This window comes from Pseudomonas sp. W17 (assembly GCF_040268305.1).
GTDB classification, from domain to species: domain Bacteria; phylum Pseudomonadota; class Gammaproteobacteria; order Pseudomonadales; family Pseudomonadaceae; genus Aquipseudomonas; species Aquipseudomonas protegens.
Genome location: NZ_CP158490.1, coordinates 4321205 through 4338894, shown reverse-complemented (window position 1 = coordinate 4338894; position 17690 = coordinate 4321205). Strand labels below are relative to the sequence as shown.

The window sequence follows — 17690 nt, the reverse complement described above, 5'->3', positions numbered from 1 at the left end:
CGCAGCTGCCTTGATAAGGAGTGCCAAGATGTCTTCCGTATTGAACCTGCCACTGGTGGAAAAGGGCGCCGCTGCCCAGGGCGCGAGCCTGTTGCAAGACGTCAGCCTGCCGGCCCTGGTGCTGCACCGCGAGGCCCTGGAACACAACATCCGCTGGATGCAGAAGTTCGTCAGTGACAGCGGTGCCGAGCTGGCGCCCCACGGCAAGACCAGCATGATGCCCGCGCTGTTTCAGCGGCAGTTGGACGCCGGCGCCTGGGGCATCACCCTGGCCACTGCGGTACAGACTCGCGCTGCCTATGCCCATGGCGCGCGCCGGGTGTTGATGGCCAACCAGTTGGTGGGGGCGCCGAACATGGCGCTGATCGCCGAGCTGCTGGCGGACCCGGATTTCGATTTCTATTGCATGGTCGATCACCCGGACAGCGTCGCCGACCTGGGGGCGTTTTTCGCCCAGCGTGGGGTCACGCTCAAGGTGATGATCGAGTACGGCGTGGTCGGTGGGCGTTGCGGTTGCCGCACCGAGCAAGAGGTGCTGGCCCTGGCCAAGGCGATCCAGGCGCAGCCGGCCCTGGCGCTGTGCGGTATCGAAGGTTATGAAGGGGTGATCCATGGCGATCAGGCCATCAGCGGCATCCGCCAGTTCGCCGACTCCCTGGTGCGCCTGGCGGTGGACCTGCACAACGACGGGCTGTTCGCCATCGAGCGGCCGATTATCACTGCCTCGGGGTCAGCCTGGTATGACCTGATTGCCGAATCCTTCGAGACCCACAACGCCAAGGGCCGCTTCCTCAGTGTGCTGCGTCCGGGCAGTTACGTGGCTCATGACCATGGCATCTATAAAGAGGCGCAGTGCTGCGTGCTGGATCGCCGCGCCGACCTGGAGGAGGGCCTGCGCCCGGCCATGGAGGTCTGGGCCCATGTGCAATCGCTGCCGGAGCCGGGCTTTGCCGTGGTGGCCCTGGGCAAGCGCGATGTGGCCTATGACGCCGGCCTGCCGGTACCGCTGCGGCGTTATCGCGCCGGGGCCCAGGCCAGTGCCGGGGATGACGTGGGGGCGTGCAAGGTCACTGCGGTGATGGACCAGCATGCGTTTCTCACGGTGGCGCCGGGAGTGGAGCTGCGCATTGGCGACATCATTTCCTTCGGTACTTCGCACCCCTGCCTGACCTTCGACAAATGGCGCACCGGGTTGCTGGTGGATGAGCGCCTGCAGGTGATCGAGAACCTGGAAACCTGTTTCTGATCGCCGGAGCCGGGGATATGCAGGGTCTGCAGGAGCCGGCTTGCCGGCGAAGAGGCCTCTGGATGGTGCGCAGGCCGTGCGGACGCCTTCGCTGGCAAGCCAGCTCCTACGGGGCTGGGGAGATGTTGGGTCTGTAGGAGCCGGCTTGCCGGCGAAGAGGCCTCTGGATGGTGCGCAGGCCTTGCGGGCGCCTTCGCTGGCAAGCCAGCTCCTACCCGGTGGAATGTGCTTTGAGGGGAGGTCAGGAACATGGACAGGAAGAAACGCATCGCGGCCATCGGCGAATGCATGATCGAGTTGCAGCAGCATCATGACGGCAGCCTGCAACAGAGCTTTGGCGGCGACACCCTGAACGCCGCGGTGTACCTCGCGCGGGAAATGGGCGAGGCCGGGCGGGTGGATTACGTCACTGCCCTGGGCGATGACAGCTTCAGCGATGCCATGTGCCAGGGGTGGGCGGCGGAGGGCATCGGCCTGGAGCGGGTGCAGCGCTTGCCGGGGCGCCTGCCTGGGCTGTATTGCATCCAGACTGACGACCGGGGCGAGCGGCGCTTTCTCTACTGGCGCAACGAGGCGGCAGTGCGCGACTGCTTCACCACGGTGGCGGCCGGGCCGATCCTCGAAGCGCTGAAGCATTACGATGTGCTGTATTTCAGCGGCATCACCCTGGCGGTGCTGGGGGAGGTGGGGCGCGGGAAGTTGTTGCAGACCCTGGCCGAGGCGCGCCAGCGCCAGGCGCTGATAGTCTTCGACAACAACTACCGGCCGCGCCTGTGGGCGTCGGTCGAACAGGCCCGGGCGGCGTACCGCGAAGTATTGCCCCAGGTGGATCTGGCATTGCTGACCCTGGAGGATGAGCAAGCGCTGTTTGCCTATGCGGATGCCGAAGCGGTGTTCGCGGCGTATCAGGGCATTCCGGAAGTGGTGCTCAAGCGGGGCGCCGAGCCCTGCCTGATTCGCATGGCGGGCGGTGCTTTCGAGGTGCCGGCCCAGCGGGTGGAGCAGGTAGTTGACACCACGGCGGCCGGGGATTCGTTCAGCGCAGCCTATCTGGCCCGGCGCCTGCTGGGCGGCAGCCCGGTGCAAGCGGCAGAGGCCGGGCACCGGCTGGCGAGCCAGGTCATCCAGCATCCCGGCGCCCTGATACCCCGCCATTGAACCGGGCGTTGACCTTGCGTGCGCCTTCGCTGGCAAGCCAGCTCCTGCAGGGCAGGTGGAGGTTGTAGGAGCCGGCTTGCCCGCGAAGAGGCCATTGAACCGTGCGTTGACCTAGCGGGCGCCTTCGCTGGCAAGCCAGCTTCTACAGGGCAGGTGGAGGTTGTAGGAGCCGGCTTGCCGGCGAAGAGGCCATTGAACCGGGCGATGACCTTGCGTGCGCCTTCGCTGGCAAGCCAGCTCCTACAGGGCAGGTGGAGGTTGTAGGAGCCGGCTTGCCGGCGAAGAGGCCATTGAACCGTGCGTTGACCTTGCGGGCGCCTTCGCTGGCAAGCCAGCTCCTGCAGGGCCCGGGGTCAGTCGCGGAAGAAGACCTGCACCAGGTGATAGCCGAACTTGCTCTTGATCGGGCCATGCACGGTGCGCAGGGGCTTCTTGAAAATGACCTGGTCGATGGCACCGACCATCTGCCCCGGGCGCACTTCCCCCAGGTCGCCGCCGCGCTTGCCGGATGGGCAGGTGGAGTATTTCTTCGCCAGTACGTCGAAGGCTTCACCCTTGGCGATGCGCTGCTTGAGCTGTTCAGCCTCTTCGGCGGTTTTCACCAGGATGTGGCGGGCTTGGGCTTTCATGGGCGGGTGACCTTGTAGCGGGAAATCGGCGGCCGCGGATTATGCCTGAATTCAGGACGCGCGGCCGATCATCTGACGAATCTTCTGGGCCATTTCCTCAATGGAAAACGGCTTGGCCATCAGGTCCATGCCCGGCTCCAGGAAGCCCTGGCGCTCGGCCGCCTTTTCCGCGTAGCCGGTCATGAACAGCACCTTGAGCCCGGGCCGCTGCTGGCGGGCGATCTCCGCCAGTTGCCGGCCATTCATGCCCGGCAGGCCGACATCGGTCACCAGCAGGTCGACGCGCATCGGCGATTCCAGCAAGGGCAGGGCGCTGCGCGCATCTTCGGCCTCGAAGGCGCGGTAGCCCAGTTCGGCGAGGACATTGAGCACCAGCATGCGCACTGCCGGGTCGTCTTCCACCACCACCACGGTTTCCCCGGCGATGGCCTGGGGCGCCTGGTTGAGGGTGGCGGGTTCGGCGCTGTCCAGTGGTGCGGCGAACAGCCTTGGCAGGTACAGGCGCACGCAGGTGCCCTGGTCCGGTTCGCTGCTGATGGTCACGTGGCCGCCGGACTGCTGGGCGAAGCCGTAGATCATCGACAGTCCCAGGCCCGTGCCCTGGCCGATGGGCTTGGTGGTGAAGAACGGGTCGAAGGCCTTGGCCAGGATCCGCGGGCTCATGCCGGCGCCGTTGTCGCTGACGCCGAGCATCACGTAGTCTCCGGCCTTGACCGGTTCCAGGGTGCTGATGTCGCTGCCGTCGAGGTAGCTGTTGGCGGTTTCGATCAGCAGCCTGCCGCCGTCGGGCATGGCGTCGCGGGCGTTGATCACCAGGTTGAGCAGGGCATTTTCCAGCTGGCTGGCGTCGGTGTTCACCGGCCACACGCCGTCCGCCAATTGCATCTGCAGCTCGATGTGCTCGCCCTTGGTGTGGTTGAACAGCTCTTGCAGCGAGCGCACCAGCTGGTTGGGGTCTAGGGGCTGGCGGTCCAGGGACTGGCGCCGGGAGAACGCCAGCAGGCGGTGGGTCAGGGACGCCGCGCGTTTGGCCGAGGACATGGCCGCTTCGGTGAAGCGGCCGATCTCGGCGCCGCGGCCGTTGTCGATATAGCGCTGCATCAGGTCCAGGCTGCCGATGATGCCGGTGAGCATGTTGTTGAAGTCGTGGGCGATGCCGCCGGTGAGCTGGCCCACGGCTTCCATCTTCTGCGCATGGCGCAGGGCGTCTTCGGCGCGTTCGCGCTCGAACATTTCGTTCTGCAGGCGCTGGTTGGCAGTGGCCAGGGCCTCGGTCCGCTGGTTGACCCGTTCCTCCAGGGTTTCGTTGAGATTGCGCAGGGCTTCTTCGGTCTGCCGGCGCTCGGTTTCGTCGATGACAAAGATGTAGAAACCATTGATCGCGCCGTCGGCGCCGTAACGCGGCAGGTACTTCATCAGGGCATGGCGCGGCCGGCCGTCGCGGTGCGGCGAGTTGGCCTCGAAGCTGCACGGCTTGCCGGCCAGTGCGGCCTTGATGTTCTCGGCGCGAGTGGCGTAGATCTCGTCGCCGACCACTTCGCGGATGCTCTTGCCGTACAGTTCCTGCGGGGTCAGGCCGTACCAGTCCAGGTAGGCGCTGTTGTTCAGGCGAAAGCGTTCCTCGTGGTCGACATAGCCGATCAGCACGGGCATGGCATTGATGATCAGTTGCAGCTCGGTCTGGCTCTGGCGCAGCGCCTGTTCCATCTGCTTGCGTTCGGTGAGGTCCAGGGCCGCGCCGAGAAAACGCGTCGGCCGGCCATGGTGGTCCTTGTAGCAGCGGCCTCGGGCGAACACCCAGCGCAGCTGGCCGTCGGCCAGTTGCAGGCGGTACTCCTCGGCGTACTCGGTGCCGTGGGTGATGCAGTGCTTGATGCCCCGGGCCACCATGCCGCGGTCCTCCGGGTGCACGCCCTTGAGGTATTCGCTGATGGGCAGTTGCCGGGACTGCTGCGGATCGACGCTGTGCAACTGGGCGAAATGCGCGTCGGCGATGAAGCGGTCTTCGCCGATGTCCCAATCCCAGGTGCCCACCGCGTCGGTGGCCGCCAGGGCCAGTTGCAGGCGCTCTTCGGTCTCGTGCTGGGCGCGCAGGCTATCGTCGGAGCGCTGCTGCAGTTCCAGGGCGATGCGCCGGCGCTCGTTGGTCTCGATGGCGGTGACCAGGATTCCGGCGACGTCGCCGCGTTCGTTGCGGATCGGGCTGTAGGTCAGGTCCAGCCACAGGTCGTATTCGCTGCCGTTGGTGCGTTGCAGGCTGAAGCGCTGTTCGCTGAAGGTGCGCACCTGGCCGTTGAGCACGGCGCGGTAGATCGGGTCGGTGAAGTCCATCAGTTCCGGCCAGGTCAGGTGCGCCGGGTGGCCGAAGGCACTGGGGTGCTTGTTGCCCGCCAGCAGGGCGAAGCCGTCGTTGTAGATCTGCGTCAGCTCGGCGCCCCACAGCAGCAGCATCGGCATCGGCGAATGGATCACGATGTCCACGGCGGTGCGCAGGCTCTGGGGCCAGTGGCCGGATTCTCCGAGGGGAGTGGCCGACCAGTCCAGGCGGGCAATCAGGTTGGCGGCTTCGCTGCCGGAGTGGGGGCCATTCATGTCGAAGGTGTCCTGGGTGGTGCGGTATTACGCGGCGACGCCACAGGCTCGCGCACTCGAAAAGTCGCATGGACATGCGGTGCATATTCAAACGGATGGATTGTAGGCGTTTTCGGCGCGCACATTTTCACCCGCTTTTGTGGCGGATGACCAGTCTAGAGGGGCTGAACGGTTATCAGAGTGATGCGTTGGGGATGCGGTAGCCCGTAGGAGCCGGCTTGCCAGCGAAGTGGCCATTGCCGAGCGCGCCGACCTGGGCGACGCCTTCGCCGGCAAGCCGGCTCCTGCAAGGGGCGGGGTCAGCTGCGCAGTTCCTCGCGGTCGCGAAACTGCTCCAGGGCCTCGGGGTTGGCCAGGGCGTCGGTGTTCTTCACCGGCAGGCCGTGCACCACGTTGCGCACTGCCAGTTCGACGATCTTGCCGCTGATGGTGCGGGGAATGTCCGTGACCGCGAGGATCTTCGCCGGCACATGGCGCGGCGTGGTGTTGCTGCGAATCACCTGGCGAATGTGTTCCTGCAAGGCTTCATCGAGCTCCACGCCGTCTTGCAGGCGCACGAACAGCACTACCCGCACGTCCTGCTCCCAGCTCTGGCCGATGGCCAGGCTTTCCAGGACCTGCTCCAGCTTTTCCACCTGGCGGTAGATTTCCGCGGTGCCGATACGCACCCCGCCGGGGTTGAGCACGGCGTCCGAACGCCCATGGATCAGCCAGCCACCCTCGGCCAGTTGTTCGGCGTAGTCGCCCTGGGCCCAGACGCCGGGAAACAGGCTGAAGTACGAGGCCTTGAGCTTGCTCTGGTCCGGGTCGTGCCACAGGCCCACGGGAATGCTGGGGAAGTGCCGGGTGCACACCAGCTCGCCTTTCTCGCCGATCACCGGCTGGCCCTGGTCGTTCCAGACTTCGATGGCCATGCCCAGGCCCTTGCCTTGCATCTCGCCGCGGCGCACCGGCTGTATCGGATTGCCGGCGACGAAGCAGGCGACGATATCGGTGCCGCCGGACATCGAGGCCAGGCACAGCTCGCTCTTGATCTCCCGGTACACGTAGTCGTAGCTCTGCGGCGACAGCGGCGAGCCGGTGCACAGCAGGGTCTTCAGGCTCTCCAGGCGGTGGCTCTGGCGCGGCCGGCTGCCGGCCTTTTCCAGAGCCGCCAGGTACTTGGGGCTGGTGCCGAAGACGCTGATGGCTTCGCGGTCGATCAGGTCCATCAGGTGCTCGTTGCCGGGATGGAACGGCGAGCCATCGTAGAGCACCAGGCTGGCCCCGGTGGCCAGGGCCGAGACCAGCCAGTTCCACATCATCCAGCCGCAGGTGGTGTAGTAGAACAGGCGCTCGCCGGGGCCCAGGTCGGCGTGCAGGCCGTGCTCCTTGAGGTGTTGCAGCAGCACCCCGCCGGTGCCGTGGACGATGCACTTGGGCACCCCGGTGGTGCCGCTGGAATAGAGGATGTACAGCGGATGGGCGAAGGGCACCAGGGTGAATTCGGGCTCGCCGCCGGGGCGGTAGAAGTCGTCCCACAGGCTGACGCTGGCCGGGGTGCGGTAGTCCTCGGCCCGGGCCTGCGAGCGGGCGTAGGGCACGATCAGCAACTGCTCCAGGGACGGCAGGCGCTCGAGGATCTGGTTGACCTTGGCCGTCTGGTCGATGTCCTTGCCGGCGTAGCGGTAGCCGGCGCAGGTGATCAGCACCTTGGGCTCGATCTGGCCGAAGCGGTCGACCACCCCCTGGGTGCCGAAATCCGGCGAGCAGCTGGACCACACGGCCCCGAGGCTGGTGCTGGCGAGCATGCCCACCAGGGTCTGCCAGGTGTTGGGCATGCATGCCGCGACCCGATCGCCGAGACCGACCCCGGCCGCCCTCAGGCTGCGTTGCAGGCCGGCCACCTGGGCCGCCAGTTCGGCGTGGGTCAATTGTTCGCGCTGGCCGTTTTCGTTGATCGCCACCACCGCGACGCTGTCATCCCGACGCTTGAGCAGGTGCTCGGCGAAGTTCAGGGTGGCGCCGGGAAACCACTGCGCGCTGGGCATCTGCGGCCCTTCGCGCAGCACGCATTCAGCAGGCTGGTGGAAGCTGACGTCGAAGACGTCGACGATGGCCTGCCAGAAGCTTTCTCGCTGGTCGATGCTCCACTGGTGCAGGGCGGGGTAGTCGTGAAGATTCAGGCCGTGGCGCTGATTGACGAAGCGGCGAAAGGCATCCATCCGCGTCTTGCCGATGCGCTCGGCGCTGGGTTGCCAGAGTAGGTCGGACATGCAAGGCCTCGTGTTCTTATTGTTGTTTTTTTGGGGGGCTGTTCGCTGGCAAGCCAGCTCCTACGCGGGCCAGCACAGCCGTGTAGGAGCCGGCTTGCCGGCGAAGACGTCAGCCAGAGACGCGCGTCATTGCGCCAGCCACCCGCCATCGATGTTCCACGCCGCACCACGCACCTGGGCGCCGGCTTCGCTGCACAAAAATAGCACCAGTTCCCCCAGTTGCGACGGGGTGACGAACGCCAGGGACGGCTGCTTTTCCGCCAGCAGATCATGCTGGGCCTGTTGCGGGTCGGTGCCGGCCGCGACGCGATCATCGATCTGCTTCTGCACCAGCGGGGTCAGCACCCAGCCCGGGCAGATGGCGTTGCAGGTGACGTTGCTGGTGGCGGTTTCCAGGCCTACCACCTTGGTCAGGCCGATCACCCCGTGCTTGGCCGCCACATAGGCGGCCTTGCCCACCGAGCCCACCTGGCCGTGCACCGAGGCGATGTTGACGATCCGCCCCCAGCCCTTGGCGCGCATCCCCGGCAGCCCCAGGCGGGTGCTGTGGAACACCGACGACAGGTTGATGGCGATGATCGAATCCCAGCGCTCCACGGGGAACTCCTCCACCGCCGCCACATGCTGGATGCCGGCGTTGTTGACCAGGATGTCGACGCCGCCGAACTCCCGTTCGGCGTAGGCGAACATTTCGGCGATCTGCGCAGGGTCGCTGACATCCGCCGGGTGATGGCCGACCTGGCCGCCGAATTGTGCGACCTCGGCGATCGCCTTCGAGGCATCGCCAAAACCGTTGAGAATCAGTTTGGCCCCGGCCTTGGCCAGCACCAGGGCGATGCCCAGGCCGATGCCGCTGGTGGAGCCGGTGACCAGGGCGGTCTTGCCAGAAAGAGTGGTCATGAATACCTCACACAATGCCGGTGGCGTAGAAAGTGGCGATGACGACGAAGACCGCCAGGGTCTTGATCAGGGTAATGCAGAAAATGTCCTTGTAGGCCTCGCGATGGGTCAGCCCGGTGACCGCCAGCAGGGTGATCACCGCGCCGTTGTGGGGCAGGGTGTCCATGCCGCCGCTGGCCATGGCGGCCACCCGGTGCAGCACTTCCAGGGGAATGTTGGCAGCGTGGGCGGCGCTGATGAAGCTTTCGGACATGGCCGCCAGGGCGATGCTCATGCCGCCCGAGGCCGAACCTGTGATGCCCGCCAGCAGGGTCACGGTAATGGCTTCGTTGACCAGCGGGTTGGGGATGCTTTTGAGCCAGTCGGCCAGCACCAGGAAGCCCGGCAGGGAAGCGATCACCGCACCGAAGCCGTATTCCGAGGCGGTGTTCATGGCCGCCAGCAGGGCGCCGCTGACCGCGCTCTTGCTGCCCTCGGCGAGCTTGCTGCGAATCGCCGAGAAACCGCACACCAGCACCATCAGGATGCCTACCAGCAACGCCGCCTGCACCGCCCAGATGGCGGTCAGCTTGGCGATTTCGCTGGTTACCGGCGCCGCCATGCCCGGCAGGCTGAGGCTGTGGGTCTTGCCGTACCACTGGGGAATCCAGTGGGTGAACAGCAGGTTCATGATGCCCACCAGCAGCAACGGCGACAGCGCCAGCCAGGGGTTGGGCAGTTCCAGGTCTTCGGCGGTTTCCGGCTCGTTGCGCAGCTCGGTGCCGTAGCCTTCACCGGCTTTCTGCGCCTTGTTGCGCTGGCGCTGGAGGAACAGCATGCCCGCGCAGAACACAAAGATGGTGCCGATCACCCCCAGCCAGGGCGCGGCCCAGGCGGTGGTATTGAAGAAGGTGCTGGGGATGATGTTCTGGATCTGCGGGGTGCCGGGCAGGGCGTCCATGGTGAAGGAAAACGCCCCCAGGGCGATGGTCGCCGGGATCAGGCGCTTGGGGATGTTGCTCTGGCGGAACATCTCGGCGGCAAAGGGGTAGACCGCGAACACCACCACGAACAGCGAGACCCCGCCGTAGGTCAGCAGCGCGCAGACCAGTACGATCACCAGCATGGCCTGGCGGGTGCCCAGCAGGCGGATGGCCGCGGCGACGATGGAGCGGGAAAAGCCCGACAGCTCGATCAGCTTTCCGAACACCGCGCCCAGCAGGAACACCGGAAAATACAGCTTGATAAAGCCGACCATCTTTTCCATGAACACCCCGGTGAAGGCGGGCGCCACAGCGGACGGGTCGGTGAGCAGGACCGCGCCGAGGGCGGCGATGGGGGCAAAGAGGATGACGCTGTAGCCACGGTAGGCAGCCAGCATCAGCAGCGCCAGGGCTGCCAAGGCAATGATCACACTCATGGTGTGTCTCTCCAGGATTGTTATTGTTGTCGGGTGTTGCGTGTGGAGAGCGTTATAGCGAGAACTGTGCCATCTACTTAAGTTATTGAAATATATGAGTATTTTTATTTTTCTAGGGGCGGTTCGGAGTTGACTGTCTCTTTTTTGAGACTTTTTTGGATTGCTCGGCCTCTTCGCTGGCAAGCCAGCTCCTACAGAGATCGTTCGGAGCGCCGTAGGAGCTGGCTTGCCAGCGAAAAGCGCGGAGCACGCCGGTAACTTCTCTAAATGGAGATTGATATCTCTTTATGGAGACTCAACAATCCCCAGGGCCGCCATCTTCTTGTATAGCGTGGAGCGCCCCAGCCCCAGGCGCCGGGCCGCTTCGTCCACCTTGCCGGCACATTGGGCCAGGGTGGCGCCGATCAGTTGCCGGTCGAAACGCTCTCGGGCGGCGGCGAAGGTTTCCTGGTTTGGCGAATCGCCCGGCACCAGGGCTTCGTTACGCTGCACCGGGCTGAAGCTGCCAATCGCCGCGCGAATATCCGAGGCATTGAGTATCAGGTCGTCGCTGAGCAGCGCCGCTCGTTCCAGGACGTTGCGCAACTCGCGGATGTTCCCCGGCCAGGCATGTTGCGCCAGCAGGGCCAGGGCATCGCGGTCCAGTTCATGCTGGCTGCGCAGTTCTTCGAGAATCCCTTCGCTCAGGGCCGGCAGGTCGTCCAGGCGTTCGCGCAAGGCTGGCACCTGGATCGGCAGCACATTCAGCCGGTAGTACAGGTCGGCGCGAAACTCGCCGCGCTGAATCGCCGCCTCAAGGTCCGTGGAGGTGGCGGCGATGATCCGCACATCGCTGTGGATCACCTCGTTGGAGCCCACCGGCTCGAACTCTTTTTCCTGCAGCACCCGCAGCAGCTTGCTTTGCAGGGGCAGCGGCATGTCGCCAATTTCATCCAGGAACAGGCTGCCACCCTGGGCGATCTGCAACTTGCCCGGGCGGCCCTTGCGGTCGGCGCCGGTAAAGGCGCCGGGGGCGGTGCCAAAGAATTCCGCCTCCAGCAGGGCCTCGGGAATGGCTGCGCTGTTGATGCTGACAAAGGGCTTGTGCGCCCGTGGCGAGGCGGCGTGGATGGCCTGGGCCAGCAGCTCCTTGCCGGTGCCGGTTTCGCCTTGCAGCAGGATCGGCGACTCGGCGCTGGCCCCGCGTCGGGCGCGGCGCTTGACCTCCAGGCTGGCGGCACTGGTGCCGATGAAGTGAGCGAAGTTGTATTTGGTCTGCCGGGACCGCAGCAGGGAGCGGGTAGAGGCCAATTCTTCCTGCATGCTCAGGTAGCGCTTGAGCATCGGCGACAGGCTGCGCAGTTCATCGAACAGGGCAAAACCGATGGCGCCGATCACCGTGCCGGCGTCGTCGTGGATCGGCAGGCGCATCACCACCAGGGGTTCCTTGGGGGTGTCCTGCATGTCCAGCAGGATGGGGCGGCCGGTGCGCACCACCTCCCGCAGCAGGCTACCGGGGATCACGCTTTCACAGGGCTTGCCGATGGCGAAGGCCGCCGATTCCAGGCCGAAGCGCCGGGCGTAGCGCTCGTTCATCCAGACGATATTGGCGTCGCGGTCGACGATCACCGTGCCTTCGCTGGATTGCTCGATGATCTCGAACAGCGAGCGGATCGCCAGTTGGCGCACGCGCTGGTAGTCCTTGAGGCTTTCGCTGTCGTTCATGGCGGCATCCTGGAAATGGGCGCAGGGATTATGCCCGATTTGTAGGAGCCGGCTTGCCGGCGAAGAGGCCTTTGGGTGGGGCGGTGATCTTGCGGGCGTCTTCGCTGGCAAGCCAGCTCCTACGGTGGCGGTGAATGTGTTCGCCCGTGTAGGAGCCGGCTTGCCGGCGAAGGGGCCCTTGGGTCAGCCGGGATGGGCGGCAGCCAGCAGTTCCCGGGTGTAGGGGTGCTGGGGGTTTTCGAACACCTCGTGGCTGGCGCCGCGCTCCACGACCTGGCCGTCCTTGATCACGATCATGTCGTGGGCCAGGGCTCGCACCACCGCCAGGTCATGGCTGATGAACAGATAGGTCAGGCCGTACTTTTCCTGCAACTGACGCAGCAGGGCCACCACTTGCTTCTGCACGGTGCGGTCCAGGGCCGAGGTGGGTTCGTCCAGCAAAATCAGCGCCGGCTTGAGCACCAGGGCCCGGGCGATGGCGATGCGTTGGCGCTGGCCGCCGGAAAACTCGTGGGGGTAGCGGTGGCGGCTGTCAGGGTCGAGGCCGACTTCCTCCAGGGCGCGGATCACCTGTTCATCGCACTGGCGGGCGTCGTACTGGCTGTGCACTTCCAGGCCTTCGCTGATGATCTGCGCCACCGACATGCGCGGGCTGAGGCTGCCGAAGGGGTCCTGGAATACCACCTGCATCTGTTTGCGCCAGGGCCGTAGCTGTTTCTGATTGAGGCCGTCCAGGGCCTGGCCCTGGAAGCGGATGCCACCTTCGGAATCCAGCAGCCGCAGGATCGCCTGGCCCAGGGTGGACTTGCCCGAACCGGACTCGCCGACGATCCCCAGGGTCTTGCCTTGCTGCACGCTGAGGCTGATGCCGTCCACTGCCCGCAGGTACTCCTTGCGCCGGAACAGGCCGCCGCCGATCTGGAATTCGACGCGTAGGTGGTCCACCTCCAGCACGGTTTCCCGGCTGTCGCGGCACAGCGGCTCGCCTTCGGGTTCGGCGTGCAACAGTTCGCAGCTGTAGGGATGCCTTGGCGCGTTGAACAGGGTGTCGCAGTCGGCCTGCTCGACGATTTCCCCGGCTTTCATCACGCACACCCGCTGGGCGATGCGCCGCACCAAGTTGAGGTCGTGGCTGATCAGCAGCAGGGACATGCCCAGGCGCTGTTGCAGGGACTTGAGCAGTAGCAGGATCTTGCGCTGCACGGTCACGTCCAGGGCGGTGGTGGGTTCGTCGGCAATCAGCAGTTCCGGTTCGCAGGCCAGGGCCATGGCGATCATCACCCGCTGGCGCTGGCCGCCGGAAAGTTGATGCGGGTAGGCCTTGAGCCGTTCCCTGGGCTTCTGGATGCCCACCAGCTCCAGCAGTTCGAGGATCCGCGCCTGGGCCTCCTTGCCTCCCAGGCCGCGGTGCAGCAGCAGGGTTTCGCCGATCTGTTTTTCCACGCTGTGCAGCGGGTTGAGGGAGGTCATGGGCTCCTGGAAGATCATGGCGATGCGATTGCCCCGCAGCTGTTGCAGGGTCGCCGGGCTGGCACCGATCAGTTCCTGGCCGCGATAGCGCACGCTGCCGGTGGCGCTGCAGCCGGTCTGCGGCAGCAGTTGCAGGATCGAATGGGCGGTCACCGACTTGCCCGAGCCGGATTCCCCCACCAGGGCCAGGCATTCGCCGGGGCGGATATCCAGGCTCAGGTCGCGGACCACGGTCTGCACGCCGAAGGCGACATTGAGCTGGCGGATTTCGATCAGGTTTTCAGTCATTTCTACAGTCCGCTTCAAGATCGAGGATCAAAGGCATCGCGCAACGCCTCGCCGATGAACACCAGCAGCGAGAGGATCAGCGCCAGGGTGAAAAACGCCGTCAGCCCGAGCCACGGCGCCTGCAGGTTCTGCTTGCCCTGGCCGATCAATTCGCCCAGGGAGGCGCTGCCGGCGGGCATGCCGAAGCCGAGGAAGTCCAGGGCGGTGAGGGTCGAGATGGCCCCGGTGAGAATGAACGGCAGGTAGCTCAGGGTGGCGTTCATGGCGTTGGGCAGGATGTGCCTCAGGATCACCTTGCGGTCGCTCAGGCCCAGGGCCCGGGCAGCCTTGACGTACTCCAGGTTGCGCCCACGCAGGAACTCGGCGCGCACCACGTCCACCAGGGCCAGCCAGGAAAACAGCGCCATGATCCCCAGCAGCCACCAGAAGTTCGGCTCGACAAAGCCCGAGAGGATGATCAGCAGGTAGAGCACCGGCAACCCGGACCAGACCTCCAGCAAGCGCTGGCCCAGCAGGTCGACCCAGCCGCCGTAGTAGCCCTGCAGGGCGCCGGCGGCGATGCCGATCAGGGCGCTGATGGCGGTCAGGGCCAGGGCGAACAGGATTGACACCCGGGCGCCGTAGATCACTCGTGCCAGCACATCCCGGGCCTGGTCGTCAGTGCCCAGCCAGTTGACCTTGCTCGGCGGGCTGGGGGCTGGCTGGGTCAGGTCGTAGTTGGGGGTGTCTTCGCTGAAGGGCACCGGCGGGAACAGCAGCCAACCACCGTCCTTGCGGATCAGTTGCTGCACGTAGTCGCTGCGGTAGTCGGCCTGGAACGGCAACTGGCCGCCGAATTCCTGTTCGGTGTAGCGCTTGAGCACCGGGAAATACAGCGAGCCCTGGTAGCTGACCACCAGCGGCTTGTCGTTGGCGATCAGCTCGCCGCCCAGGGTCAGGATGAACAGGCCGATGAACAGCCACAGCGACCACCAGCCGCGGCGGTTTTTCTTGAAACGGTCGAAGCGCCGGCGCGCCAAAGGAGAAAGCTTGAGCATCAGGCGTTCCTCGCGGCGAAGTCGATGCGCGGGTCGACCAGGGTGTAGCACAGGTCGCCGATGAGTTTTATCAAGAGGCCGAACAGGGTGAAGATGAACAGCGAGCCGAACACCACCGGGTAGTCCCTGGACACCGCGGCCTCATAGCTCATGCGCCCCAGGCCGTCGAGGGAGAAGATCACCTCGATCAGCAGGGAGCCGGCGAAGAACACGCTGATAAAGGCCTGGGGAATGCCCGAGACCACCAGCAGCATGGCGTTGCGGAACACATGCCCATACAGCACCCGGCGCTCGCTCAGGCCCTTGGCCCGGGCGGTGACCACGTACTGGCGGGTGATCTCGTTGAGGAAGGAGTTTTTGGTGAGGATGGTCAGGGTGGCGAAGCCGCCGATCACCAGGGAGCTGACCGGCAGTACCAGGTGCCAGAAGTAGTCGGCGACCTTGCCCAGGGTGCTCAACTGCTCGAAGTTGTCCGAGACCAGGCCGCGCACCGGAAACCAGTTCAGCGAGGTGCCGCCGGCGAACAGCACGATCAGGAACATGGCGAACAGGAAGGCCGGCATGGCGTAGCCGATGATGATCGCGGTGCTGCTCCAGATGTCGAAATGGCTGCCGTGGTGCACCGCCTTGCGGATCCCCAGGGGGATCGACACCAGGTAGGTGATCAGGGTCGCCCAGAGCCCCAGGGAAATGGTCACTGGCATCTTTTCCAGGATCAGGTCGGTGACCATGGCGCCGCGAAAGAAGCTCTTGCCGAAGTCCAGCCGGGCGTAGTTCTTGAGCATCAGCCACAGGCGTTCATGGGCCGGCTTGTCGAAGCCGTACTGTTTCTCGATGTCCTGGATCAGCTTGGGGTCCAGGCCGCGGCTGGCCCGGGAGCCGCTGCTGCTCATGGCATCGGCGGAGCCGCCGACAGCGGCGCCGCCACCGATGCCCTGCAGGCGGGCGATGGCCTGTTCCACCGGGCCGCCGGGGGCGGCCTGGACGATGACGAAGTTCACCAGAAGGATGATCAATAGCGTCGGGATGATCAGCAGCAGGCGCCGCAGAATGTAGGCCAGCATCAGTGGCGCCCTCCGGGTTTGCCACGGCGGATCAGTTCGGCGGCCATTTGTTCGTCGGTCAGCGCGCTGCTGCTGACTTCCCACCAGCTTTCGATGGCTTCATCGTTGCTCGCCGGCACCTTGGGGATGCCGAAGCGGTTCCACCACACCGTGGAGGTGCCGGGCGGGTAGTAGTTGGCAATCCAGTAGTAGTTCCACTGCAGCACCCGGTCCAGGGCATGGGCGTAGCGCAGCATCTCCGGCTGGCTGGTGGCTTTCACCAGGCCGTTGACCAGGCTATCGACGGCCGGGTTCTTGAGCACCATGTAGTTGTTGGAACCGGGGTCGTTGGCCGCGGCGGAGCCGAAGTAGTTGTACAGCTCCATGCCCGGCGAGGTGGTCACCGGGTAGCCGGTGACGATCATGTCGTAGTCCCGGGCCATCAGGCGGTTGACGTACTGGGCGGAGTCGATGCGGCGAATGTTCAGGCTGATGCCGATCTGCGCCAGGTTGCGCTTGTAGGGCAGCAGCAGGCGTTCGATGGAGCCCTGGGTGATCAGGAAAGTGAAGCTCAGGGGCTCGCCCTGGGCGTTCACCAGCTTGTCGCCCTCGGGCTTCCAGCCGGCCTGTTCCAGCAGGGCCAGGGCTTGCAGTTGCTTGTCGCGGATCACGCCGCTGCCGTCGGTTTTCGGTGCCTCGAAAACCTGGGTGAAGACCTCGTCGGGGATCTGCCCGCGCAGCGGTTCGAGGATCTTCAGCTCCTCGGCATCCGGCAGGCTGCGGGCCGCCAGGGCGGTGTTGGAGAAGAAACTCTGCTGGCGGATGTAGAGGTTGCGCATCATCTGCCGGTTGCTCCATTCGAAATCCCAGAGCATGGCCAAGGCCTGGCGCACCCGGCGGTCCTGGAACACCGGCCGGTCGAGATTGAACACATAGCCCTGGGCCGGTTGCGGCGCCGATTGCGCCAGGTGGGCCTTTTGCAGGCGGCCGTCGTTCAGCGCCGGGCTGTCGTAGCCGATGGAATAGCCGGTGGCGGAAAACTCGCGGTTGTAGTCGTAGGCGCCGCCGCGCAGCACCTGGCGGGCGACGTCGATATCGCCGAAATACTCGACGCTGAAATGATCGAAGTTGTACAGGCCGCGGCTGACCGGCAGGTCCTTGCCCCACCAGTCGGGGTTGCGGGCGAAGGTGATGCTGTTGCCCGAGTCGACCTTGGCCACGCGGTAGGGGCCGCTACCCAGGGGCGCTTCATAGCCGCCGCCATTGGCGAAGTCGCGACTCTTCCACCAGTGTTCGGGGAACACCGGCAGGGTCGCGATATCCAGGGGCAGGGTACGGTTTTCGTTGTTCTTGAAGTCGAAGCGCACCACTCGTGGTGATTCCACGGTGACGCCTTTGACGTCTTCGAACTGGGTGCGGTAGCGCATGCTGCCCTGGGTCATCAGCAGGTCATAGCTGTAGCGCACGTCTTCGGCGGTGATCGGCGTATTGTCGGCAAAGCGCGCCTTGGGGTTGAGGTAGAAGCGCAGCCACAGGCCGTCTTCGGCACGCTCCATCTTTTCGGCCACCAGGCCGTAGACGGTGTAGGGCTCGTCCAGGGAGCGCTGGGCCAGGGGCGAATAGACCAGGCCGTCGAGCTGGGAGACACCGATGCCCTTGTCGATATAGGGCAGTACGTGGTCGAAGCGGCCGATTTCGATGGCCGAGCGGCGCAACGTCCCGCCTTTGGGGGCCTGGGGATTGACGTAGTCGAAGTGGCTGAAACCCTGGGGGTACTTGGCCGGTTCGCCATAGACGGTCATGGCGTGTTGCGGTGCGGCTTGGGCACCCGCGGCGCCCAACAGCAGGGCGGTGAAAAGCACGGTGGAGGAAAGCAGTCGCATTGTCAGCCTTAGGAGCCGGGTGATCGATGACCACGATTTGTACGCTAGCGGCGCGTGACTGGCCAGCCGCATCCGCTTTGGGCAGA

At 65.3% G+C, this 17690-nt stretch carries 12 protein-coding genes; 2 read left to right on the top strand and 10 right to left on the bottom strand.

The features are described 5' to 3' along the window. The first annotated feature begins 28 nt into the window (after nt 1-28). Nucleotides 29-1246, top strand: coding sequence for an amino acid deaminase (locus tag ABCR88_RS19920; RefSeq protein WP_019096140.1), 1218 nt, complete (start codon nt 29-31; stop codon nt 1244-1246). A gap of 249 nt (nt 1247-1495) precedes the next feature. Next, a complete protein-coding gene (locus tag ABCR88_RS19915) occupies nt 1496-2404 on the top strand; it encodes a sugar kinase (protein ID WP_350403207.1) in 909 nt (302 codons plus the stop codon). A 353-nt stretch (nt 2405-2757) separates the two neighbouring features. On the opposite strand, the gene ABCR88_RS19910 is transcribed toward ABCR88_RS19915, so the two are convergent. From ABCR88_RS19910 to ABCR88_RS19865, 10 genes are all read right to left on the bottom strand, one after another. Then, a complete protein-coding gene (locus ABCR88_RS19910) occupies nt 2758-3033 on the bottom strand; it encodes a peptidylprolyl isomerase (protein WP_011061856.1) in 276 nt (91 codons plus the stop codon). A 51-nt stretch (nt 3034-3084) separates the two neighbouring features. Beyond that, nucleotides 3085-5625 carry a PAS domain-containing protein gene (locus tag ABCR88_RS19905; RefSeq protein WP_011061855.1) on the bottom strand — a complete coding sequence of 847 codons (2541 nt, stop codon included), beginning with the start codon at nt 5623-5625 and terminating at the stop codon, nt 3085-3087. Nucleotides 5626-5924: 299 nt separating this feature from the next. Next, nucleotides 5925-7880, bottom strand: a complete 1956-nt coding sequence (locus ABCR88_RS19900) for an acetoacetate--CoA ligase (RefSeq protein WP_015636020.1) — start codon at nt 7878-7880, stop codon at nt 5925-5927. Between the two features lie 126 nt (nt 7881-8006). Further along, nucleotides 8007-8780, bottom strand: coding sequence for a 3-hydroxybutyrate dehydrogenase (gene hbdH / locus ABCR88_RS19895; RefSeq protein WP_015636019.1), 774 nt, complete (start codon nt 8778-8780; stop codon nt 8007-8009). A gap of 7 nt (nt 8781-8787) precedes the next feature. Continuing rightward, nucleotides 8788-10179 (bottom strand): GntP family permease, encoded by a 1392-nt coding sequence (locus tag ABCR88_RS19890; RefSeq protein WP_015636018.1) that lies wholly within the window; start codon nt 10177-10179, stop codon nt 8788-8790. 285 nt (nt 10180-10464) lie between these two features. Beyond that, entirely contained in the window at nt 10465-11883 is a 1419-nt protein-coding gene (locus tag ABCR88_RS19885; protein WP_350022875.1) for a sigma 54-interacting transcriptional regulator, read from the bottom strand. 183 nt (nt 11884-12066) lie between these two features. Beyond that, complete coding sequence (locus tag ABCR88_RS19880) at nt 12067-13641, bottom strand: ABC transporter ATP-binding protein (protein WP_350022874.1); 1575 nt, start codon at nt 13639-13641, stop codon at nt 12067-12069. Between the two features lie 14 nt (nt 13642-13655). Then, on the bottom strand, nt 13656-14678 hold the full coding sequence (locus ABCR88_RS19875) for an ABC transporter permease (protein ID WP_350022873.1): 1023 nt from the start codon (nt 14676-14678) through the stop codon (nt 13656-13658). After that, entirely contained in the window at nt 14678-15742 is a 1065-nt protein-coding gene (yejB, locus tag ABCR88_RS19870) for a microcin C ABC transporter permease YejB (protein ID WP_350403205.1), read from the bottom strand. The genes ABCR88_RS19875 and yejB overlap by 1 nt, the downstream gene beginning before the upstream one ends. Further along, nucleotides 15742-17604, bottom strand: a complete 1863-nt coding sequence (locus ABCR88_RS19865; RefSeq protein ID WP_041118784.1) for an extracellular solute-binding protein — start codon at nt 17602-17604, stop codon at nt 15742-15744. Before ABCR88_RS19865 ends, yejB begins: the two co-directional genes overlap by 1 nt. Nucleotides 17605-17690: the final 86 nt, after the last annotated feature.

Coding starts and splice junctions, on each gene's coding strand:
- ABCR88_RS19910 (WP_011061856.1), bottom strand. CDS start 3,033: ATGAAAGCCCAAGCCCGCCACATCCTGGTGAAAACCGCCGAAGAGGCT.
- yejB (WP_350403205.1), bottom strand. CDS start 15,742: ATGCTGGCCTACATTCTGCGGCGCCTGCTGCTGATCATCCCGACGCTA.
- hbdH (WP_015636019.1), bottom strand. CDS start 8,780: ATGACCACTCTTTCTGGCAAGACCGCCCTGGTCACCGGCTCCACCAGC.
- ABCR88_RS19900 (WP_015636020.1), bottom strand. CDS start 7,880: ATGTCCGACCTACTCTGGCAACCCAGCGCCGAGCGCATCGGCAAGACG.
- ABCR88_RS19890 (WP_015636018.1), bottom strand. CDS start 10,179: ATGAGTGTGATCATTGCCTTGGCAGCCCTGGCGCTGCTGATGCTGGCT.
- ABCR88_RS19915 (WP_350403207.1), top strand. CDS start 1,496: ATGGACAGGAAGAAACGCATCGCGGCCATCGGCGAATGCATGATCGAG.
- ABCR88_RS19865 (WP_041118784.1), bottom strand. CDS start 17,604: ATGCGACTGCTTTCCTCCACCGTGCTTTTCACCGCCCTGCTGTTGGGC.
- ABCR88_RS19875 (WP_350022873.1), bottom strand. CDS start 14,678: ATGCTCAAGCTTTCTCCTTTGGCGCGCCGGCGCTTCGACCGTTTCAAG.
- ABCR88_RS19880 (WP_350022874.1), bottom strand. CDS start 13,641: ATGACTGAAAACCTGATCGAAATCCGCCAGCTCAATGTCGCCTTCGGC.
- ABCR88_RS19905 (WP_011061855.1), bottom strand. CDS start 5,625: ATGAATGGCCCCCACTCCGGCAGCGAAGCCGCCAACCTGATTGCCCGC.
- ABCR88_RS19920 (WP_019096140.1), top strand. CDS start 29: ATGTCTTCCGTATTGAACCTGCCACTGGTGGAAAAGGGCGCCGCTGCC.
- ABCR88_RS19885 (WP_350022875.1), bottom strand. CDS start 11,883: ATGAACGACAGCGAAAGCCTCAAGGACTACCAGCGCGTGCGCCAACTG.